Below are 20,653 nucleotides of genomic sequence, written 5' to 3'. Positions count from 1 at the left end.
GGACCATGACCATGGCCAAGCGTGGCCCGCTGACCGATATCGGCCCGATTTTTCAGATGGCCTATCTGCCATCCGATTTTGACGCCGCCCTGCGCCATTGGACAGAAGTAATTGGCGCCGGTCCCTTCTTCATCATGGAAAATATCCGGATCGCCGAGATGACCTATCTGGGCCAGCCCACCGATGCGGTGATCTCGGCCGCCTGGGGCTATTGGGGCGATATGCAGATCGAGCTGATCCGCGCGGAAAATGACGCCCCCTCGATCTATACCGGCGACTTTGCGGTCAAGGACCGGCTGCACCATGTCTGTGTGGCGGTGGAGGACATCGATGCGGCCCGCGCGGCGTTGAAAGAGGCAGGCGCGACCATCCTGATCGAGGGCAAGGTGGGGGAAAGCGGCGCGGTCATCTATGCCGATGCGGGCGGCGGGCCGGGCAATGTTATCGAATATGTCAAGCTGATGGAAGGCGGGGCGGAATTGTTCGCGATGATGCGCGAGGCCGCACGCGACTGGGACGGCAGCGAACCGCTGCGCAGGCTGGGTTGAAGATCATGGTGACCCCGCGCGCCGCCGCCATCGCCGCCAGGGTTGAGGATTTCGTCCGCACCCGCATCATTCCTTTTGAAACCGACCCGCGACGCGACCATCATGGGGCGCCGCTGGACGAACTTGTCTATGAAATGCGCGATCTGGCCCGCGCCGCCGGGGTGCTGACGCCGCATATCCTGCCCGATGGGACGCATTTGACCCAGCGCGAAACGGCGGCCGTGCTGATCGCGTCGGGCCTGTCGCCGCTGGGGCCTCTGGCCTGCAACACGATGGCGCCTGATGAGGGCAATATGTATCTGATCGGCCATGTCGCCAATGCCGATCTGAAGGCGCGCTTCCTGACGCCGCTGGTCGAGGGGCGGGCGCGTTCGGCCTTTTTCATGACCGAACCGGCCGAACTGGGCGGGGCCGGGTCCGACCCTTCGATGATGATCACCACCTGTCGGCGCGACGGCAACCATTGGGTCATCAACGGCAAGAAGCGCTTTATCACCGGGGCGGACGGAGCCAGCGTCGGCATCGTCATGGCCAAATCCGAGGAGGAGGACAGCAAGGGCGGGGCCTGCATGTTCCTTGTCGATCTGCCCGATCCGGCGATCCGCATTGACGATGTACCCAACACCATCGACACCTCGATGCCCGGCAGCCATGCCGATGTGACCATCGACAATCTGCGCGTGCCCGCCGATCAATTGCTGGGCCATGCGGGCGATGGGTTCAAATATGCGCAGGTGCGCCTGTCCCCTGCCCGGCTCTCGCATTGCATGCGCTGGCTGGGGGGCTGCATCCGGGCGCAGGAGATCGCCGGCGATTATGCCAACCGCCGCATGGCCTTCGGCAAGCCGTTGATCGACCACGAGGGCGTCGGCTTCATGCTGGCCGAAAACATGATTGACCTCAAACAGGCCGAAGTGATGATCGACTGGTGTGCGGGCGTGCTGGACACCGGCAGCCTTGGCACGGTGGAGAGCAGCATGGCCAAGGTGGCCGTATCCGAGGCGCTGATGCGGATTGCGGACCGCTGCGTTCAGGTGATGGGCGGGACGGGCGTGACCGACCGCACCATCGTCGAACAGATCTTCCGCGAGGTGCGCGCCTTCCGCATCTATGACGGCCCCACCGAGGTTCACAAATGGAGCCTTGCCAAGAAGATCAAGCGCGAGTGGAAACACGCCCATGGCGGATAGAGCCGATATCGTCGCCGCCAACAGCGGGGTGGGCGCGATGCGGACCCTGTTCGATGTGGGCGCGCTGGAGGGCTGGCTTGGCGCCCATCTCGACGGATTTGCCGGGCCGGTCACGGTGGAGCAGTTCAAGGGCGGGCAATCGAACCCGACCTATCGGCTGACCACGCCCGGCGCGCGCTATGTGCTGCGGCGCAAGCCTGCCGGACCGGTGCTCAAAGGTGCGCATGATGTATTGCGTGAGGCGCGGGTCCAGCAGGCGCTGGCGGGCAGCGATGTGCCGGTCGCGCGCATCCATGCCGTGTGCGAGGATGACAGCATCATCGGCAGTGCGTTCTACATCATGGACATGGTCGAGGGCCGGGTGTTCTGGGGCGCGAGCCTTGCCGATTTGCCGATGGCCCAGCGGGCGGCCTGTTATGATGAGACCAATCGCGTCATCGCCGCGCTGCATGCGGTGGATTACCGCGCGGTGGGGCTTGGCGATTACGGGCGCCCCGGCAATTATTTCGCCCGCCAGATCAAACGGTGGAGCGGGCAATATCTGGCCGACGAGCGGGCCGGGCGCGATCCGGTGATGGACGAATTGGTGGCATGGCTGCCCGGCGCCATTCCCGATGGCGATGAAACCAGCATCGTCCACGGTGATTTCCGCATCGACAATGCCATCTTTCATCCCACCGAGCCGCGCATTCTGGCGGTGCTGGATTGGGAGCTTTCAACGCTGGGCCATCCTTTGGCCGATTTTGCCTATCACGCGATGGTCTATTCGATGCCGCCCGACATTGTCGCCGGGCTGGGCGGGGCCGATCCGGTGGCGCTGGGCCTGCCCCCGCTTGAGGATTACATCGCCGCCTATTGCCGGCGCACCGGGCGCAGCGGCATCGAGAATTGGAATTTCTATCTGGCCTTCAACTACTTCCGTCTGGCCGCGATTTTTCATGGCATCAAGGGCCGCGTGCTGCGCGGCAATGCCAGCAATGCGCAGGCCGCCCAAAGGGCGCAGGCCTTTCCAAGGCTGGCGCGGCTCGCCCACTCCTTTATATAGGAAGCTGCCCTCGTGATACCTGCTCATGTTCCCGCCGAACTGGTCGTTGATTTCAACATCTTTGATCCGCCCGGCGCCGACGCGGACTATATCGCGGCATGGCAGGCTCTGCGGCGCCCCGATGGGCCGGGTCTGGTGTGGACACCGGCCTTTGGCGGCCACTGGATCGCCACCGATGGCGCGGTGATCCGCCGCCTTTGGGCCGATACCGCCAACCTGTCCAGCCAGGTTCTGGCCGTGGTGCCGGGCCTTGGCGAGGTGATGCAGCTCATCCCGCTGCAAAATGACGGGGCCGAGCATAAGGCCTTTCGCACCCCGATCATGAAGGGCTTTGCCGGGCGTCATATCGCCGCGCTGGAACCGGCGGTGCGCGCGCTGGCGCAGGAGTTGATCTCAGGGCTGGCGCCGAGCGGCGCCTGCGATTTCATGCCCGATTTTGCCGAGATCTTCCCGGTGCATATCTTCCTCTCGATGCTGGGCGTTCCGGTGGAGGATCGCGAAAGGCTGCGCCCGCTGGGTGCGCAATTGACCCGGCCCGACGGCACGATGAGCGTTGTCGAATTGCGCGATGCGGTGGACGATTATCTGCGCCCCCATGTCCGACAGAGACTGGCCGCGCCGGGCGAGGATCTGCTCAGCCGTATTCTGGCCGAGCCGGTGCAGGGCCGCGCATGGACGCTGGACGAGGCGCTGCGTATGGCGCGCAATGTGCTGTTTGCCGGGCTGGATACGGTGGCGGCGATGGTCGGCATGGTGGCGATGCATCTGGCCCGCTACCCCGACGATCAGCGCCTGCTGCGCGGCCAGCCTGACCTGATCCCGGCGGCGGCGGATGAATTGATGCGGCGCTATCCTTCGGCCTCGGTGTCGCGCAATGCGGTGGCGGATATGGATGTCAACGGCGTCATCATCAAGGCGGGCGACATCGTCTATCTGCCCAGTATGCTGCACAATCTCGACCCGGCCTGTTTTGACCGGCCCGAGGAGGCGCGATTTGATCGCGGGCTCAATCCCATCCACCACACCACCTTTGGCGCAGGCGCGCACCGCTGTGTCGGCGCGGGGCTGGCGCGGATGGAGATGATCGTTTTCCTTGAGGAATGGCTGGGGGCGCTGCCTGAATTCACCATAGATCCGGCGCGGCCTGTGACGATGAAGGCGGGCAATGTCGGCACGTTGACCAGCCTTCCCCTGATCTGGAAGTAGCGAGCTGATGCCGCCGGCCAAGACTGCCTGAAAAGATAGGCGGCAAGCGGGCCGCGCCATGCAAATATGGCCCCGGCCACGCAGATGGCGAAACGGGAGAATGGCGATGCGTAACAGGCTCGATGGCAAGGTGGCGCTGGTGACCGGCGGCGGGATGGGCATGGGCGCGGCCACGGCGCAGGTGATGGCCGGCTATGGCGCCAGCGTGATGGTGGCCGACCGCAATATGGCGGCGGCGCAAGAGACGGTGCAGGCCATTCTTGACGCGGGCGGGACGGCGGTGGCGCAATCCTGCGATGTCGCCGAAGAAGCGCAGGTGGCCGAGATGATCGCGGCCTGTGTCGCCGCCTTTGGCCGCCTGGATTGCGCGGTCAACAATGCCGCGATTGCCCCCGATCTGCTGCCGATTGCCGATGCCGATATGGAGGTGTGGGACCGGGTGATCCGGGTCAATCTGCGCTCGGTCATGCTGTGCATGAAATATGAGATCCGCCAGATGCTTGCTCAAGGAGACGCGGGCGCCATCGTCAACATTGCCTCGGTCAGTTCGGTGCGGCCCCTGCCCGGCAATTCGGCCTATGTCGCGGCCAAGCATGGCGTGATCGGCCTGACCAAGACCGGCAGCGTCGAAGTGGCGCCCAAGGGCATCCGCGTGAATGCGGTGATGCCCGGCGCCATTGACACGCCGATGCTGCGCCAATCGCTCGCCGACACCGGCTATAGCGAGGCCGATTTCGCCCCCGCGCTCAGCCTGTTCGGCCGGTTTGGCCGCCCAGAAGAAGTGGCCGAGGCCAGCGCGTGGCTATGTTCCGATGCGGCCAGCTATGTCACCGGCCACGCGCTGGGGGTCGAGGCGGGCTATCTCACCCGGTAGCCTGTCAATTGCGCCCCACCATGTGCCGCCCCGCCAGATAGGCAAACACCATCCCCGGCCCCAGCGTGCCCCCGCCCCCGCCATAGGTCATGCCCATCATGCTGGCCATGGCATTGCCGGCGGCATAGAGGCCGGGGATAGGCACCATATCGAGATCCAGCACCCGGCCCAGCCTGTCGGTCTGCGCCCCGCCCTTGGTGCCCAATGCGCCGCTTTTCACCTCGGCGGCATAGTAAGGCCCGCCGTCGATCCGGCCCAGCGTGGCGGCTTTGCGGCCCTTATGCGCCGGATCGCCCCAATAGAGGTCGTAATAGCTCTCGCCGCGCCCGAAATCTTCATCGGCACCACGGTCCACCATCGCGTTCCAACGCTCGACCGTGGCCGCCAGCGCATCGCCCGGAATCCCCAGCACCCCGGCCAGTTCGCCCAGCGTCTCGCCCCGCGCGATCCAGTCCGCCGGTTCCTTGCGATGGCCATCGCCGGTGCCGATCAATTGCGCATCAAGGAAACCCCATTTGTCGTAAAACGCCTGATTGAACACGCACCAGCACGGCAGGTTGCGATAGGTGCTGCTGTTCTGGTCAATCTCGTGAAAGGCGCTGCCAAAGGCGTTGTAATTGGCCGCTTCGTTGCAAAAGCGCCGGCCCTTGCGGTTGACCATGATCGTACCGGGCAAGGTCCGCTCGCCGGTGAACAGCATCATCCCCTTGGCGTTGAGCGGGGCCTCGACAATCGGCATCCACCATGCCTCGCGCATCGAACCCATCATCGCGCCCGCGCGCATCGCCATCTTTTGCCCGTCGCCGGTGTTGGTGTCGATCGAGACGGCATTTTGCAAAGGCCCGCGCAGAAAGGCTTTCTTGAACGCCTCATTATGCTCAAACCCGCCCGTGGCCAGCATCACATTGCGCGCCCGCAACACCTGTCCATCGGCCAGTTCAACGCCCGCGACGCGCCCCTCCTCCAGCAACAGATCCTTGCCCCCGACGCCCAGCAGGAATTCCACCCCCCGGTCGAGGCATCCGCGCAGCAACCGCCCCACCAGCGAGTGACCCAGCCCGCGCTCATCATTGGCCGCGCGACGCTCGGCTTCTTCCACAGGCAAGGGATCCGGCACCGCCTGCGCCAGCGAAGTTTCGCCCACGGTGAAATAGACATGGGGCCAGTAATAGGGCGATTTCTCCACCTTCTCCGCCCATTCCCCCAATTCGCCATAGGGATAGACCGGGCATTCCAGCGTCCGCCCCCCGCGCGATGCCGCGCCGGGCTGTTCGGGGTGATAATCGGGGAAATGGGGCACCACGCTGAATTTGACCGGGGTGCGCTCTTCAAGGAACTGCACCATGGCCAAGCCGCCGTCGATATAGGCCGCCGCCATATCCGGATCGATCAACCCGTTCGACATGCTCTCCAGATAGGTCAGTGCCTTGTCCCGGCTGTCCTCCTTGCCATAGGCCTGTTGGTGGGGGTTGCAGGGGATCCAGATCTGCCCGCCTGACCAAGCGCTGGTGCCGCCGATCTTCTCGCCCTTTTCGACCACGAGAACGCGCAGGCCCTCCTCCGCCGCCGTCAAGGCGGCCGTCAGCCCCGCCGCCCCCGAACCCAGCACGATCAGGTCATATTCGGCCTGCGCCATCGCCATTTCTCCCGCTTCGGACGCTTTGTGTTGTGGCGCCTCCTGCGCGATGATAGCCAAATCCCGACACGCCCGAACCTCTCAAGTGTCTCAGGTGCCTCGGCCCGCCAGCCCCGTGCTAGATTCCGCCCGATCTCGCCGTTTTTTCGGAGAAATTCGATGCTGCCCTCCACCACCCGCTCGCTTGTGACCACCCTTTATGACGATGCCCGCATGGTGGTCGAACTGGCCGATCTGCCCTGCCCGCCCCCGGCCCGGACGAGGTGGTGGTGCAGGTTGAGGCAGCCCCCATCAATCCATCGGACCTTGGGCTGATGTTCGGCCCCGCGCTGACGGCCCAGGCCAGCTATGAAGAGGGGCGCGTTTCCGCCCCGGTGCCCCCCGCCGCCATGAAGGCGCTGGCCAATCGCATCGGGCAGCAACTGGGCATCGGCAACGAGGGCGCCGGGCTGGTGGTGGCCGCCGGGTCTGACGCGCGGGCGCTGGTGGGGTGCCGCGTGGCCGCCTTTGCGGGCGCGATGTACAGCCAGTATCGCGTCATTCCCGCAGCCGGCTGCATGGTGCTGCCCGAAGGCGTGTCCGCGCGTGAAGGCGCAGCGGCCTTCGTCAACCCGCTGACCGCGCTGGGCTTTATCGAGACCATGCGCGCCGATGGCATGTCGGCGATGCTCCACACAGCGGCGGCCTCCAATCTGGGACAGATGCTGGTGAAGCTTTGTCTGGCCGATGGCATCCCGCTGATCAACATCGTGCGCAGTCCCGATCAGGTCGCGCTGCTGCGCGGCATTGGCGCCCACTATGTGCTCGACAGCACCAGCCCCGCTTTCCCCGAGGAACTGGCGCAGGCGCTGAGCGAGACGGGCGCGCGGGTGGTCTTCGATGCCATCGGCGGCGGGCCTTTGCTGGGCACGATCCTGACCACGATGGAAAAAGTCGCCAACGCAGACGGCGCCTATTCGCGCTATGGCTCGACGCAGGCCAAGCGCGGCTATGTCTATGGCGCGCTCGATATGGCGCCGATCACCCTGCCGCGCACGTTGGGCTTTGTGTGGGATGTGTCGGGCTGGCTGCTGGCCCCGATGATGGAGCGGCTTGGCCCCGAGGCGCGGGCGCGGATGCATGGCCGCGTCGCAACGGAACTGACGACCACCTTCGCATGCCATTACAAGGGCGAATTGTCGCTCGTAGATGCGCTGTCGCGCGAGGCCGTCGAAGATTACACCAGACGCGCAACCGGCAGCAAATTCCTGATCCTGCCCTCAGCGCCGGTGTGATCAACAGGCCATTGAAAGGTGGCCCTGACATGGCCGATACGTTGACCGTTGATGCCATCTACCCCAAGCTGTCAGGATGGACTATTCCCTGACATGACGCCACTCCCCATAACGGCAGCCGACCGCGTGGCCGGCTACCGCAAGGCGCCATGTATGGATGCCCCCATATGTGCAAGTGTTGTTGAAGCGGGTCGGGGTGTGATCGGATGCGGTCATGTATCAGGCCTGTTGTGCGGACTGACGACCGCTGGCCGGTATGGAGATGCGCGGGGTTGGTGCAAATCAATTCTGCGGGCTCGAAGCCCCATGACTCAGAATGCTTTTCCAAACCCGGATCTGGCCGATCACTTTGCCCTTACTGCTCCTCGAACTTCTCACCCGCCCGACGTACCGGGAACTGCTCGCGTGATCGTGTGATCAGGCCGCAGCGGTTGCCGGATTTCTGTAATCCTCACCCTTGGTCAGCATGGCCCAAACAGCCCGTGCCATCTTGTTGGCCAACGCGATGGCAACCAGCATTCTCGGCTTGCGCCCAAGCATGGGGAACAACCAAGATCCCTCTGGTGGCGATTTGCGCGAAGCCCAACGCACAACTGTCATCGCGCCCGCGATCAGCAGTCGGCGAATGTCTCGCTGTCCCATCTTCGCCGTCTTGCCAAGTACCTGCTTGCCGCCGGTCGAGTGTTGGAGTGGGACAAGCCCAAGCCACGCAGCAAAGTCCCTCCCGCGACGAAACGTTTCCATTGAGGGGGCAAATGTCTCCATCGCCATGGCGGTGACGTGCCCAATCCCCGGAACCGTCAACAGTCGGGCTGTGGTGGGAGCATTTGCAGCTTCGTGCTGGAGAACTTTTTCCAGCTTCGCGATCTGCTCGGCCAATGACGCGATTTGTTGCAGATAAAGCCTAGCCATCTCGACAACGAGCAAATCGAGCGATGTCTCAGCGTCCTCAATAGCGGCTTCGAGGACGCGTACGTTGGTCATGCCCTGCGGCGCGACTACGCCATGTTCGGCAAGGTGACCACGAAGCGCATTGACCAGCTGCGTTCGCTGGCGAACCAACAGATCCCGTGTTCGAAAGACCATCGCGCCGGCCTGTTGGCCCGATGATTTGAGCGCAACAAAGCGCATATTGGGCCGAGCAGCCGCTTCGGCGATCGCCTCTGCGTCCGCAGCGTCGTTCTTTTGCCGCTTGACGAACGGCTTCACATAAACGGGCGGGATAAGGCGGATCTCATGGCCGAGTTCCCTGATGGCACGACCCCAAAAATGAGCGCTGCCACACGCTTCCATGGCAACAATGCAACGCGGCTGCTGAGCCAGAAACGTAAGCACCTGAGAACGCGAGAGTTTCTTGCGAAACACAGCGCTGCCCTTCGAGCACTTCCCATGCGCCTGGAAAACCCGCTTTGCCAAATCTAGGCCGATAATGCTAACTTCGCCCATGGATGCCTTCTCCTCTGTAGTGAAGTTTTGGAAACATCATTTTGGCACATTCGATGCCGTCGGGAGGGGGCATCCACATGGGGTAATCGCGGGAAGCGAGTCGCCCCAGTCAGTAGGACATGGATGGAAGTGGCTGTTCCCCGATAAGATGGAGATACGGGCTCACGGTAGGACGCCGGGCCTAGGCATCTGATGGAGAACAGCCATGGGAGAATATATCGGTCTCGACGTTTCGATGAAAGACACGGCGATCTCGGTTCGGCGAGAAGGCAAGCGGATCTGGCGGGGCAAGTGCGCCTCAGACCCGGAGGTGATTGCCCGGACGATCCGCAAACATGCGCCAAACTCAGAGCGGGTCATCTTCGAGACGGGACCTTTGTCAGTCTGGTTTTACCACGCCCTTCAGAGTGAAAGATCACCGGCGATCTGCGTTGATGCGCGCCATGCCAAGGCGGCGTTGGATATGGCCGCCAACAAGACTGACGCCAACGATGCCGATGGATTGGCGCATCTGGCCGAGGTCGGCTTCTACCGCGAAGTTCGGGTAAAGGGCTTTGACAGCATGCTGACGCGCACGCTCGTGGCTGGCCGAACCAAGTTGGTCAGAATCAAGACCGAGATCTCAAATCAGATCCGCGGCTTGATGAAGACGTTCGGCCTCGTGATCCCTGCAGGCAAAGGCAGCACGTTCGAAGCCAATGTCCGTGCAAGGCTAAGCGAGAACTCCGAGTTGGCGACCATCATTATGCCGCTGCTAGATGCCTGGTGCAGCATTCGATTACGCGCCGCCGAGTTGACCCGGCGCTTGATCGGTGATGCTTGTCGTAGCGGGTTGCGATGCCTCGGAACTGTTTGATCCGATTGAAGAAGCGTTCGACGAGGTTGCGCTGGCGGTAGAGCCATGACGAGAAGCCGTAGCGCTGCTTGCGATTGGAGCGGTTGGGAATATTGGCCCACACGCCTCGCGCCGCGGCGGCCTCGCGGATGGCGTTGCTGTCATAGCCCTTGTCTCCCAGCAGCGTGGCACCCTCGGGAATGTCTGCAATCAGGGCTTCGGCTTCGCAGACATCGTGAACCTGCCCGCCGGTCAATCGCAGGCCGACAGGACGTCCCTCAGCGTCGACAAGAGCATGGAGCTTGCTGGTAAGGCCGCCCCGGGGCTCGGTGCTCGCCCATCCCCCGGATGGGCTGCGCGTCTGCGCTCCCATGCCATGATCGGATGCCCCCCATTTTAGCGGTGCACCATGCTGGTGGACGCGCACGCAGGTGGAATCGATCATCACCAATTCGCCGTTGAAGCCCGCAGAAACCGCCGCCAGCGCACGAACCGGTTGTAGCAGGTAGTCGAAGAGCCGTAGCGCTCGGGCACTTCCGCCCAAGGCAAGCCGGATCGAAACCGCCAGAGGATCCCGTTCAAAACGCGGCGGTCATCAACTCGAGACACGCCGCGTGGCTTGTTAGGCAGCAGGGGCTCTATGATCGCCCGTTCCTTGTCCGTCAGTTCGTATCGCCGCCGCGCCACCTGCCTACCCTTTCTGGGTAGCGCCTGAATCACGCAATGGCCGCAAACTCAACACGGTTTATGAGTTTACGCCCTAGACGACCCCATCAATTCTCGGCGCTACTCAACACTCTGCATTCAATGCCCTAAACAGACTGCTTTGTCCGAGGGAACCAGTATGGAAGTGGGCACGACTGATTGCTTTGGTATGAGTATTTATATAATCTGCATTATCGGTAAATCTATAACCCGCCCAGAAACCCGGTTTTCGGCCCTTGAAATTGCGCCTGATTTCCCCACTGGCTTTATTTTTTAATATCGTTAAATTCATCCTCAACAGCCCCAAGGAGGATGAGGATGCGCATCGGCGCGACAAAGCTTTACGCCGCCACCGCCGCGCTCGGCCTGCTCAGCGGCGCACCGCTGGACGCGCAGGGTGGCAAGAACTGGGCCAGCTATCATGCCAATCCCGGCGGCGATCACTTTTCTCCGCTCGGCCAGATCACCCCGGCCAATGTCGCCGCGCTGCAACCGGCCTGGCGAATCGACACAGGCGCCGGTGGCTTGCAAACAACGCCTCTGGTGATTGACGGCATTCTCTATGCGATGACGCCCGATCAACAGGTCATGGCGCTCGACGGCGCAACCGGGCGCAAACTCTGGCAGCGCAAATTGCCCGACAGCAATCTCCAGCCTGTGCGCGGCCTCAGCTGTTGGTCGTCGGGCAAGGAGCGCCGCCTGCTGGTGGGCGCAGGGTCCTATCTGCATGCGCTGAACATGAAAACCGGGGCTTCCATTGCCACTTTCGGGGCGCATGGCCGGATCGATCTGCGCGCCGGGCTTGACCGCCCGCTGGCCTCGGTGGCCCTCGCCCTTACCTCGCCGCCCGCAATCTGGGGCGATTTGGCGATTGTCGGCTTTCGCACCGCCGAATCCACGCCCGCCGCGCCCGGAGCCATCCGCGCCTATGACGTGCGCACAGGCCGCCTTCGCTGGACCTTCCACGCGATTCCCCGCACTGGCCAGCCCGGCGCCGAGACATGGCCCGCCGACGCCTGGAAAACCGCTGGCGGCGCGAACAACTGGGCGGGCATGGTGGTGGATGCCGCGCGCGGGATCGTCTTTGCGCCGATGGGTTCAGCGGTCAGCGATTTCTATGGCGCCGACCGCAAGGGCAACAATCTTTACGCCAATTCGCTGGTAGCGATCGATGCCAGAAGCGGGCGGCTGCTCTGGCATTATCAGCTTGTCCACCACGACCTGCTTGACCGCGATCCGCCCAGCCCGCCGGTCCTGTTGACCGTTGACCATGACGGGCGCAAGGTCGATGCCGTGGCGCAGGCGACCAAGCATGGCGTGCTGTTCCTGTTTGACCGGGTGACGGGCAAGCCCTTGTTTCCCATTCAGGAAACGCCTGTTCCGCAAAGCAATGTACCGGGCGAGGCGAGTTCCCCGACCCAGCCAATGCCCACCCTTCCCGCGCCCTATGCACGCCAGCGCCTGACCGCTGACATGCTGACCCAGCGCACGCCGCAGGCCCATGATGAAGCCGCCAAGGCCTTTGCCGACTATACCAGCAACGGCCCCTTTGCCCCGATGCAGGTGGGCAAACCCACGGTGGTTTTTCCCGGCTTTGACGGCGGGGCCGAATGGGGCGGTCAGGCCATCGGGCGCGGTCGCGGCATTCTCTATATCAATGCCAATGACATCGCATGGACCGGCTCTCTGGCCCAGGCATCCGGAGCGCAGGGCGAGGCCACCTATCAGCAGAATTGCGCCGCCTGTCATGGCATGGACCGCAAGGGATCGCCGGGCGCCTTTCCATCGCTGGAAGGGGTGATGACGCGCCGCCTCGAAGGCGAAGTGGCGACCACGATCCTGCAAGGCAAGGGCCGGATGCCCGCCTTTGGCCATCTGGCGCCGCAGATGACCGCGCTGATGGACTATCTGCGCCATGGCGATGCGCCAAAATCCGACCGCGCGGAAATGGCCGGCAAGACTCCCTCGACCCAGCGTTTCATCTTTACCGGCTATCGCAAATTCCTCGACAGCGAGGGCTATCCTGCCGTGGCCCCGCCATGGGGGACGCTGAGCGCGATCGACATGAACAGCGGGCGCTATCTCTGGCGCGTGCCTTTGGGCGAATATCCGGAGTTGACGAAATCGGGCATGGAGCCAACGGGCAGCGAGAATTACGGCGGCCCTATCGTCACGGCCAGCGGACTGCTGTTCATCGGCGCCACCGTCTATGACCGCCAATTGCGCGCCTTTGACGCGGCAACGGGCAAGGTCCTGTGGCAGACCACCCTGCCGCAGGCGGGCGTGGCCACCCCAATCACCTATATGGCCGGAGGGCGCCAATTCGTGGTCATCGCCACCAGCAATGCGCGCGATGCCAAGGCGCAGGCCGGGTCGGGCTACTCGGCCTTTGCCCTTCCCCGCCGGTAAAATAGGCTCTAAGGCGCGGCCATGACGACAAGCCAGGACATTCTGCAATTGAGCAAGCGCGTGGCCGCCAGCCACGGCTGGGCCGCCGCCAAGGTCTTTAAATCTTATGTGATGAGCGATGCCGACCGCGCGGCCATTTCACGCTGCGCGGTCGATCTGCTGGCGATCTTTCCGCCCGCGCCCGATGCCAGCCTGATGATGAGCGCCGCGCTGGCCGTCAGCGTGGAGCGCGCAATTTCCGCCCCGGTCCATGTCATGCGCGGCCATCTGACGGTGGAAGGCCGACCGGTTCTGGGGCCTGACTATGGCTGGCTGATGGTGGGGCCTTATGTGGTGGATATCGCCCTGTTCCGCCTCGCCTATTCGGCAGACGCCCCCGCGTTGCTGGCCAAGCATGTCGATCTGGCCTTTGGGCCGAACAAAGCGCTCTATGTCGATCACTGGTCGATGACGCGCCGGGTCGGGCTGCGCTATTTGCCCGAGCATGTATTGACCGAGGCGGAAGTCACCGCGCTGATGGGCGATGCCTTCCGCCTGATCAAACAGGCCCGCGATCAGTAGCTGGCGCGCAGCGAGAGCTGATAGCTGCGCCCTGCCTCGGGGAAACCGTCGACCAGTTGATAATTGGCGTCGAAAAGATTGCGCGCCGAGGCTGCAATGCTGATCCCCTTGCGTAATTCCACCTCGGCCTTGATCGCGGCATTCACATAGGCGCCGGTGCGATAATAGCGGATCGGCGCTGCGCTGGTCACAGTCCAGCGGCTGGAGGCGATGTCGGCGCTGGGGATCAGGTGGAAGCGCGAGATGGGCGTCCAGTCGGCATAGGCGAAAGCCTTGTGGCTGGGCACGTCGGTGGGGCGAAAGACGGCATTGCCCGGATCGACCAGATCGCGATGCACCCATGTGTAATTGCCGCCAAGGGCAAGGCTGGGCAGAACCTGTGCGCTGGCCGCGAGTTCGACGCCGTAATATTTGCCCCGCGCGACGTTCAGTGATTGGGTCATCACGCTCTGCGCGCAATTGCCCGGCGTGGTGCTGGCGGTGCAGGCATAGCCCAGCACGCTTTCCGAGACGATGGCATTGGAGAGCAACGCGTGGAAGGCGGCGGCCTCCAGCTTGACAGCCCCCAGACGGGTCGAGCCGCCGACCTCGATCTGGCGCGCGCGTTCGGGCTTCAGGCCGGGATTGGGGATCGAGGTGCCGAAGCGCTGGCTGAAACGTTCAAAGATCGTGGGAAAACGCGCGCGTGAGGACAGGCTGACATGCAGGCGCGTGTCGGCATTGACCGCCCAGTCGAGCCGCCCCTGCCCGCTCCACGCACTGGTGTTGCGCATCGGGTAGTTATACAGGACGCTGGCGCCCGATGTGCCCAGCGGCGCGCCATATTCTTCGGCCCGCTTCAGATCGCGCCAGTCATAACCGCCGCCCAGCGTCAGGCTCAGCGCCGGGGTGAATTGATAGGCGTGTTCGAGCGCGAGACTATAGGTGTTCTCAAGGGTGGTCTGGACCGGTTCGACAGCGCCGCTGGGGAAACTGGTCTGCGCCTCACGGTGGCGGTCGGAGCGCATCTGGAACGCGATGCTGATCCTTTCGCGGGCCGAAGGGCGCAGCGTCAATTCGCCCGATCCGCCCAGCGCCTCGTCCCAATAGGGGCTGTTGAAGGCGCGGCCCAGCGTCTGGGTGTTCTCATTCGCATTATCCCATGCGCGCAGCATGTTATAGAAATTGTTGCGATAAAGCCGCGTTTTCAGCGTTCCGATCTCGCCCAGTGCGGTATTCGAGAGGAAATAGAGGCTCTCGGTATTCCATGCGGGCCAGGTCCAGAAACGCTGAGACGACACCGGATCGGTGATATGCAGCGGGGCCAGTTTCTGCCCTTCCTGCCGCGTATAGGCGATCACATATTCATCCGTGGCATTGGGGGTGAAACCGGCCTTCACATTCACCCGCCAATCGCCCGATTGCGAGAGGTTGCGGCGGCCCGCAGGCTGATTGGCCGTGCTCGCATAGCCGCCCGCCAGATCCCAGTGATCGGTATAATTGCGGCCAAAGCTTCCTTGCGCATACCATTTGTCATGCCGCGTGCCGATCAGCGCATTGGCCGAATAGCCCGCATATTCGCCCTGCCGCCCCAGATTGAGCGAGGCCCCCACCTCGGCTTCCAGTTCCCTGGTCGGCTTGGCGGTGACAAGGTTGATCGCCCCGCCCATCCCGTCCGGGCCGTTCAGCACCGAGACATAGCCCTTGGCGATCTGCACCTCGGCAATGTCATTGGTCAGGAAACGGCCGAAATCCAGCCGGTTATCGGCGGGAAGATAGACCCGGATGCCGTCGACGCTGAGCGGCACCTGAAAACGGTTGAACCCGCGCACGAAGATCAGCCGTTCATTGCGCGTGCCCCCGCTGTTGCCCGCCGATACCCCCGGTGCCAGCGCCATCGCATCGTCCAGCGTGACGCGGCCGAAAGTCTCAATCGCCTTGGCGCTCAGGCGTTCACTGGTGATTTCCAGATCCTTGGGCGGCTGGGCGCTTACCACAATCTGACCCAGCGCAAAGCTGGCGCTCTGGTCCTGCGCAAGGGCGGGCGTGGCAAGCGTGGTGGCCGCCAGAAGCGGGAGGATACGGGCCGGAAGCATGGAAAATTCCCTCATGGACGCCACGATTATGGCTTGTGATTCGCGCCATTAGCTATATCCATGAAGATATAGATGCAATGCCGGGGGCGTAATCATGCCGAAAAATGGCGTAATCATGGCGGGGTTTTTGGCTGCGGCGCTGGCCCTTTGGGCGGGGCAGGTTTGGGCCCAGACACCCGCTGCCCCTGCCTGCGCAGTGCCCGTCGCGCCCAGCGGAGAATATGCGCCATGGACCAATCCGGTGGCGATAAAGGCGGGCGGCGATCCGGCCGCGGCGCCCCTTTTGCCGTTGGCCACAGCGGCGCACGTTACGCTGATCGCAACGCCTAAGGTGAAGTATGAAGTCAGACCAGAAAAGCCCGGTGGAACCGTCAGCTATGGTGGTATTCTGATATTGGATATTACCAAGAATGGTCCCTATCGCATTGCACTCAGCTCGGCGGCGTGGCTTGATGTCATCGGCAAGGACGGCGCCTTGCGTTCAACCGCGCATGGGCATGGGCCCGATTGTACCGGCATTCGCAAAGTGGTGGAATTTCCGCTCCAGCCGGGCCGCTACACGCTCCAGATTGCGGCCAATGGCGCCGACGAGATAACGGTGATGGCCCTGCCCAGCCCATGAAGCCTATCTTTGCATTTACGGCATTAATGACCTTGGCTATCCCGCCACAGGTGCTGGCGCAGAATCGCCATGATGCGCGGGTGGCTCTGGGAAGGCGGTTGTTTTACGACGCCGACCTCTCGCGCGACGGCACGATGTCCTGCGCCACATGCCACGAACAACGCCACGGCTTTAGCGACGGCAACCGGGTCCACCCCGGCGTGACGGACGAACCGGGGCGGCGCAATGTCCCCGGCCTTGCCAATGTCGGGCGCTTTTCGCCGCTGACATGGGCCGATCCGCGCCAAACCACGCTGGAAAAGCAGGCTGCCGTGCCGGTTTTCGGGACGCATCCTGTGGAAATGGGCATGGCCGGGATGCAGGAGGAAATCCCCAAGCGGCTGGGGCGCGATCCCTGTTACCGCCAGATGTTCGCTGCCGCCTTTCCGGGCCATGATCAGAAACTGGATTTTGCCAAAATATCCCGCGCGCTGGCCGATTTCGAGCGGAGCCTGATTTCGCGCGATGCGCCCTTTGACCGCCGCTGGCTCTCGCCCGAGGCCACCGTGGGATGGGCTGCCTTTCGCCGGTCCTGCGCCTCGTGTCACAAAGGCCCCGATTTTACCGACATGACCTTTCACCGGCTGAGCCCACCGGACCCGGCCGCGCCCGATCAGGGGCTGTATGAAACCACCGGCAGGCAGGCCGATCGAGGCCGCATCCGCACCCCTTCCCTGCGCAATGTGGCGGTCACCGGGCCTTATTGGCACGATGGTTCGGCCCCGACCCTTGATGATGCCATCGGACGCCACGGGCTGAACCTCACGCCGGACAAGACGCGTGCAATCAAGGTCTTTCTGAACGCCTTAACCGATGATAAGTTTTTGAACAACCAAGACTTTTCTTTGCCGCAGACCGCCTGCGGCGTGAAATTATAACAAGGGCATGAACCATGCCGCGCGCGCTGATCGGGCTGCAGCAGGCTTTCGGGCCCTGTCGAGCGCTCCTCTCGCATTGCGGCATGGCGATCCCGATGCCGGATCTGGCCGCCGTGGTGCTGGCCAGCGAGGGACGAACCTCGCTCTGTCCTTGATCTTGCTGGATTAATTCCTCCCGCCATTTAGCCTTGTTGCCCCGCGCCATTGTGTGCGAAAGGAATGGCATGAGCCTGCCCACTTCCCCGCCCCGCACCGGCGCGAAAAAGCGCGCGACCGGATCGGCGCCAAAATCATCGGTGCCAAAATCATCGGCAGGCGCCTCGGCCAAGGGCATGGCGCGGCGCGAGGAGATCCTCACCGGTCTGATGGACCGGCTGAGCCGTCAGGAATTGCGCAACCCTTCGCTGCGCGAGATCGGGCGGGCGCTGGGGATCGAACCGGCCCATATCCTCTATTACTTTTCCAGCCGCGAGGAATTGCTGCAACAGGTCATCATCCGCTGGGACGAGGATGCCCGCCGCGCGGCGCCCGAAGGAGGCGACACGCTGGACGATTTTGCCCGCCATATCCGGCGCAACATGACCATTCCAGGCATCATGCATCTCTATCTGACCTTTGCCGCCGAAGCGGTGGAGGCGCAGCACCCCGCGCATGATTTCTTTCTGAAACGCTTTGAAGCCGTCTCGGCCAGGCTGGAGCACCATATAAGGCTGGAACAGGCCGAGGGGACCATTCCGGCAAGCGTCAACCCCGCCTCAAGGGCGCGGCAATTGATCGCCTTGTCCGATGGCCTGCAACTGCAATCGCTGGTCGATCCCACGGTCGATGCCTATGGCGAGATGATGGATGCCATCGCGGCCCTGCGCCAAAAATCATGAGTGAGAAAATGTCGGAGATGATCGAAAATCGCCCATTGGGCCGCGATGATGTGGCCGCTTTGGCGCGGGCGCACAAGGGCGGCGTCCATCTGGTCGCTTGCGATCTGGATGGCGCCGAACTGGGGGAGCTTGATCTGGCCGGGTGGAGGTTTGAGCGCTGCACGCTGCGTCGCGCCGAATTGGCCAAGGCGCGGTTGGAGCGCACGCAATGGCAATCCTGCCGCGCGCCCATGGCCAGTTTTTTCAACGCCGATCTGACCGATGCAGTGTTCCGCTCCTGCGATCTGAATAACGCCAATCTGCGCCATGCCCGCATGACCAGCTTGCGCTTTATCGGGGGCAAGCTGACCGGGGCGGATCTTGGCGATGCGCGGATTATTGACGCCCATTTTGAGGAAACGCTGATGGCGGGGGCCAAGCTGGCCGGGCTGGATTTCCGCAAGCAGCACTTTGCGCGGGTGGATTTTTCGCAGGCCGACCTGCGCAAATGCGATTTCCGCGATGTGAGCTTTGAGGATTGCAGCCTGCGCGATGCCAACCTTGTCGGCGCGCGTTTTGACAAGGCCGATCTGCGCGGGGCGGATCTGGGCGGTTTGCGGTTGACCGATGCGGCGCTGTTTCGCGGGGCGACGATTTCGCGCGCGCAAGCCGCACAATTGCTGGCCGAACTGGGGCTGAAGCTGGGCTGATTTTTGGCGTCCGCCTATCGCCTTGATGCCGATGCCGCGCAGATTGCTGCGGTTCTGGGCGCGGATGCGGCGGGCGATGTCTGGATGGGCGGGCCGGTGGCGCCGGGCGGTTATGCGCCCGTGGCCATACGAGATAAAGAGCGCGGGCGCATTCTGGTCCCGCGCCTGTGGGGCGTGCCGCCCCCACCGCGCGGAGAGCATATCGTCACCCATGTCCGCAATCTGGACAGCCCGTTCTGGATTGGCACTCTGCGCCATACCCAGTTTCGCTGTCTTGTGCCGATGACGGCGTTTCATGCGCGTGGCGGCTGGATGGAGGATCGCGCCAGGCCGGTTCTGGCCGCTGCGGGCATCTGGCGCGATTCCGAAATTCCCAGCTTTGCGATGCTGACGGTGGAAGCCATGCCTGTGATCCTGAAGCCTCAGGATTTCGGGACATGGCTCCATGCCGATTTCAAACTGGCCCGAAGGCTGGCCGAAAGTTAAATTCGCAGGTTAGATGCGAACGCCGCTGATCGCCGCACCCCAGGTCGTGCGCCAGCGCTTCTTCACACCGGTCAGCCCCGCCAGAGCTACCACCGAAAGGGCGGCAAAGATGAGGAAGCCGCTGCTCATCGAACCGGTCCACTGCTTGGCAAGGCCGAGCGAAGAGGCGAGGTAAAAACCGCCCACGCCGCCACCAAAGCCGACAAGGCCGGTCATCACGCCGATTTCATGACGGAAGCGCTGGGGCACCAATTGAAACACCGCGCCATTCCCCACGCCCAGCGTCGCCATGGTCAGGAAGAACAGCGGGAACATCACGGTGAAACTGGCCGGGGATTGCGAGATCACCACCAGCAGCACGGCGGCCAGCGCATAGACGGCCGAGAGCGTCTTGATCCCGCCGATACGGTCGGCCAAAGCGCCGCCCATCGGGCGCACCAGCGAACCGGCAAACACGCAGGCCGCCGTGGCATAGCCCGCCTGAACCGGGGTAAAGCCCAGTTCGCCCGTGTACCAGCTTGGCAGCGAGCCCGACAGGCCGACGAAACCGCCAAAGGTCACGCCGTAGAACAGGATAAACCACCATGCATCGCCATCGGCCAGCATTTTGAAATAGCCCTTCACATAGTCGCCGGTCGATTTGGCGGGGGGCTGATGCGGGCTGTCCTTAACGAAGACCAGATAGGCGACGAAGATGATCGCAACGGGAATGGCGGCCAGACCCAGCACATTTTCCCAACCATAGGCCTTGGCCAGCAGCGGCGCGAAGATCGCGGCCAGCACCGTGCCCGAATTGCCCATGCCGGCAATGCCCATCGCCTTGCCCTGATGCTGGGGCGGATACCAGCGGCTCGCCAGCGGCAGCGCCACGGCAAAGCTGGCCCCGGCAAAGCCAAGGATGATGCCCACCGCAATCAGGCCGTTCATCGAGGAAACGCCAAAATGCCATGCCGCGATCAGGCCTGCGATGACGATGATCTGGCCGATCGTGCCGGTCACTTTCTGGCCGATGCGATCCACCAGAAAGCCGTTGACCAGACGCAGCACTGCGCCCGCCAGCGTGGGGACAGCCACGATAAAACCCTTTTGCGCAGGGGACAGCGCCAGCGCCTTGGAAAAGATCGGCGCCAGCGGGCCAAGCAGGTTCCACACCATGAAGGCGACGTCGAAATAGAGGAAGGCCATGATCAGCGTGGGCCGATGGCCCGATTGCCAGAAGGATTTGTCAGTCATCGCAAAGGGTCTCCACGGTGAAAG

General features: G+C 63.2%; 18 protein-coding genes and 2 pseudogenes. 15 read left to right on the top strand and 5 right to left on the bottom strand.

The features are described 5' to 3' along the window. Positions 1-11: 11 nt before the first annotated feature. The 5 genes from FHW92_RS23995 (at position 12) to FHW92_RS23975 (ending at position 4,863) form a co-directional block, all read left to right on the top strand. Positions 12-548, top strand: a complete 537-nt coding sequence (locus FHW92_RS23995; protein WP_168605820.1) for a VOC family protein — start codon at positions 12-14, stop codon at positions 546-548. Between the two features lie 5 nt (positions 549-553). Beyond that, complete coding sequence (locus FHW92_RS23990) at positions 554-1,738, top strand: acyl-CoA dehydrogenase (protein ID WP_168605819.1); 1,185 nt, start codon at positions 554-556, stop codon at positions 1,736-1,738. Beyond that, entirely contained in the window at positions 1,728-2,783 is a 1,056-nt protein-coding gene (locus FHW92_RS23985; RefSeq protein ID WP_168605818.1) for a phosphotransferase family protein, read from the top strand. The genes FHW92_RS23990 and FHW92_RS23985 overlap by 11 nt, the downstream gene beginning before the upstream one ends. A 12-nt stretch (positions 2,784-2,795) precedes the next feature. Continuing rightward, complete coding sequence (locus tag FHW92_RS23980; protein WP_168605817.1) at positions 2,796-3,989, top strand: cytochrome P450; 1,194 nt, start codon at positions 2,796-2,798, stop codon at positions 3,987-3,989. Positions 3,990-4,095: 106 nt separating this feature from the next. Then, a complete protein-coding gene (locus FHW92_RS23975) occupies positions 4,096-4,863 on the top strand; it encodes a glucose 1-dehydrogenase (protein ID WP_168605816.1) in 768 nt (255 codons plus the stop codon). 4 nt (positions 4,864-4,867) lie between these two features. On the opposite strand, the gene FHW92_RS23970 is transcribed toward FHW92_RS23975, so the two are convergent. Further along, positions 4,868-6,499 carry an FAD-dependent oxidoreductase gene (locus FHW92_RS23970; protein ID WP_168605815.1) on the bottom strand — a complete coding sequence of 544 codons (1,632 nt, stop codon included), beginning with the start codon at positions 6,497-6,499 and terminating at the stop codon, positions 4,868-4,870. A 263-nt stretch (positions 6,500-6,762) separates the two neighbouring features. On the opposite strand from FHW92_RS23970, the gene FHW92_RS23965 reads away from it, so the two are divergent. Beyond that, positions 6,763-7,773 (top strand): zinc-binding dehydrogenase, encoded by a 1,011-nt coding sequence (locus FHW92_RS23965; protein ID WP_349237747.1) that lies wholly within the window; start codon positions 6,763-6,765, stop codon positions 7,771-7,773. 417 nt (positions 7,774-8,190) lie between these two features. On the opposite strand, the gene FHW92_RS23960 is transcribed toward FHW92_RS23965, so the two are convergent. Further along, positions 8,191-9,219: an IS110 family transposase gene (locus FHW92_RS23960; protein WP_168605814.1), complete on the bottom strand. Its 1,029-nt coding sequence runs from the start codon at positions 9,217-9,219 to the stop codon at positions 8,191-8,193. Positions 9,220-9,424: 205 nt separating this feature from the next. On the opposite strand from FHW92_RS23960, the pseudogene FHW92_RS23955 reads away from it, so the two are divergent. Continuing rightward, a pseudogene (locus FHW92_RS23955) lies at positions 9,425-10,030 on the top strand (transposase); the annotation flags it as partial. On the opposite strand, the pseudogene FHW92_RS23950 reads toward FHW92_RS23955, so the two are convergent. Then, positions 9,963-10,741: pseudogene (locus tag FHW92_RS23950) on the bottom strand (IS5 family transposase). The pseudogenes FHW92_RS23955 and FHW92_RS23950 overlap by 68 nt on opposite strands. A gap of 336 nt (positions 10,742-11,077) precedes the next feature. Here FHW92_RS23950 and FHW92_RS23945 point away from each other — a divergent pair. Continuing rightward, entirely contained in the window at positions 11,078-13,168 is a 2,091-nt protein-coding gene (locus FHW92_RS23945) for a PQQ-binding-like beta-propeller repeat protein (protein ID WP_168605813.1), read from the top strand. A gap of 21 nt (positions 13,169-13,189) precedes the next feature. Further along, positions 13,190-13,729, top strand: coding sequence for a hypothetical protein (locus tag FHW92_RS23940; protein ID WP_168605812.1), 540 nt, complete (start codon positions 13,190-13,192; stop codon positions 13,727-13,729). On the opposite strand, the gene FHW92_RS23935 is transcribed toward FHW92_RS23940, so the two are convergent. Further along, complete coding sequence (locus FHW92_RS23935; protein WP_168605811.1) at positions 13,723-15,804, bottom strand: TonB-dependent receptor; 2,082 nt, start codon at positions 15,802-15,804, stop codon at positions 13,723-13,725. The two genes, FHW92_RS23940 and FHW92_RS23935, sit on opposite strands and share 7 nt — an antisense overlap. Before the next feature lie 115 nt (positions 15,805-15,919). Between FHW92_RS23935 and FHW92_RS23930 the strand changes: the two genes are divergently transcribed. The 6 genes from FHW92_RS23930 (at position 15,920) to FHW92_RS23905 (ending at position 19,396) form a co-directional block, all read left to right on the top strand. Beyond that, complete coding sequence (locus FHW92_RS23930; protein WP_210428675.1) at positions 15,920-16,426, top strand: hypothetical protein; 507 nt, start codon at positions 15,920-15,922, stop codon at positions 16,424-16,426. A 26-nt stretch (positions 16,427-16,452) separates the two neighbouring features. Further along, the gene (locus FHW92_RS23925; RefSeq protein ID WP_246870405.1) at positions 16,453-17,343 is read left to right on the top strand and encodes a cytochrome-c peroxidase; all 891 of its coding nucleotides are present in this window, start codon (positions 16,453-16,455) and stop codon (positions 17,341-17,343) included. 14 nt (positions 17,344-17,357) lie between these two features. Then, on the top strand, positions 17,358-17,498 hold the full coding sequence (locus FHW92_RS23920) for a hypothetical protein (protein ID WP_168605808.1): 141 nt from the start codon (positions 17,358-17,360) through the stop codon (positions 17,496-17,498). Between the two features lie 69 nt (positions 17,499-17,567). Further along, on the top strand, positions 17,568-18,221 hold the full coding sequence (locus tag FHW92_RS23915) for a TetR/AcrR family transcriptional regulator (protein WP_168605807.1): 654 nt from the start codon (positions 17,568-17,570) through the stop codon (positions 18,219-18,221). Further along, positions 18,218-18,910 carry a pentapeptide repeat-containing protein gene (locus tag FHW92_RS23910; protein ID WP_246870404.1) on the top strand — a complete coding sequence of 231 codons (693 nt, stop codon included), beginning with the start codon at positions 18,218-18,220 and terminating at the stop codon, positions 18,908-18,910. The genes FHW92_RS23915 and FHW92_RS23910 overlap by 4 nt, the downstream gene beginning before the upstream one ends. Before the next feature lie 3 nt (positions 18,911-18,913). Continuing rightward, positions 18,914-19,396, top strand: a complete 483-nt coding sequence (locus FHW92_RS23905; protein WP_168605806.1) for an SOS response-associated peptidase — start codon at positions 18,914-18,916, stop codon at positions 19,394-19,396. Between the two features lie 9 nt (positions 19,397-19,405). Here the strand turns inward: FHW92_RS23905 and FHW92_RS23900 are convergent, their stop codons facing one another. After that, positions 19,406-20,629 carry a nitrate/nitrite transporter gene (locus FHW92_RS23900; RefSeq protein ID WP_168605805.1) on the bottom strand — a complete coding sequence of 408 codons (1,224 nt, stop codon included), beginning with the start codon at positions 20,627-20,629 and terminating at the stop codon, positions 19,406-19,408. Positions 20,630-20,653 lie beyond the last annotated feature (24 nt).

This window comes from Novosphingobium sp. SG707, from assembly GCF_012275515.1.
Lineage (GTDB): Bacteria > Pseudomonadota > Alphaproteobacteria > Sphingomonadales > Sphingomonadaceae > Novosphingobium.
This window is presented reverse-complemented; position numbering and strand designations above follow the sequence as displayed.

What these genes read in the sequence shown, in the direction of transcription:
- FHW92_RS23970 (WP_168605815.1), bottom strand. Translation starts at nt 6,499, where the DNA reads ATGGCGCAGGCCGAATATGACCTGATCGTGCTGGGTTCGGGGGCGGCG.
- FHW92_RS23945 (WP_168605813.1), top strand. Translation starts at nt 11,078, where the DNA reads ATGCGCATCGGCGCGACAAAGCTTTACGCCGCCACCGCCGCGCTCGGC.
- FHW92_RS23985 (WP_168605818.1), top strand. Translation starts at nt 1,728, where the DNA reads ATGGCGGATAGAGCCGATATCGTCGCCGCCAACAGCGGGGTGGGCGCG.
- FHW92_RS23975 (WP_168605816.1), top strand. Translation starts at nt 4,096, where the DNA reads ATGCGTAACAGGCTCGATGGCAAGGTGGCGCTGGTGACCGGCGGCGGG.
- FHW92_RS23925 (WP_246870405.1), top strand. Translation starts at nt 16,453, where the DNA reads ATGACCTTGGCTATCCCGCCACAGGTGCTGGCGCAGAATCGCCATGAT.
- FHW92_RS23960 (WP_168605814.1), bottom strand. Translation starts at nt 9,219, where the DNA reads ATGGGCGAAGTTAGCATTATCGGCCTAGATTTGGCAAAGCGGGTTTTC.
- FHW92_RS23915 (WP_168605807.1), top strand. Translation starts at nt 17,568, where the DNA reads ATGAGCCTGCCCACTTCCCCGCCCCGCACCGGCGCGAAAAAGCGCGCG.
- FHW92_RS23920 (WP_168605808.1), top strand. Translation starts at nt 17,358, where the DNA reads ATGCCGCGCGCGCTGATCGGGCTGCAGCAGGCTTTCGGGCCCTGTCGA.
- FHW92_RS23935 (WP_168605811.1), bottom strand. Translation starts at nt 15,804, where the DNA reads ATGCTTCCGGCCCGTATCCTCCCGCTTCTGGCGGCCACCACGCTTGCC.
- FHW92_RS23910 (WP_246870404.1), top strand. Translation starts at nt 18,218, where the DNA reads ATGAGTGAGAAAATGTCGGAGATGATCGAAAATCGCCCATTGGGCCGC.
- FHW92_RS23995 (WP_168605820.1), top strand. Translation starts at nt 12, where the DNA reads ATGGCCAAGCGTGGCCCGCTGACCGATATCGGCCCGATTTTTCAGATG.
- FHW92_RS23900 (WP_168605805.1), bottom strand. Translation starts at nt 20,629, where the DNA reads ATGACTGACAAATCCTTCTGGCAATCGGGCCATCGGCCCACGCTGATC.
- FHW92_RS23940 (WP_168605812.1), top strand. Translation starts at nt 13,190, where the DNA reads ATGACGACAAGCCAGGACATTCTGCAATTGAGCAAGCGCGTGGCCGCC.
- FHW92_RS23930 (WP_210428675.1), top strand. Translation starts at nt 15,920, where the DNA reads ATGGCGGGGTTTTTGGCTGCGGCGCTGGCCCTTTGGGCGGGGCAGGTT.
- FHW92_RS23990 (WP_168605819.1), top strand. Translation starts at nt 554, where the DNA reads ATGGTGACCCCGCGCGCCGCCGCCATCGCCGCCAGGGTTGAGGATTTC.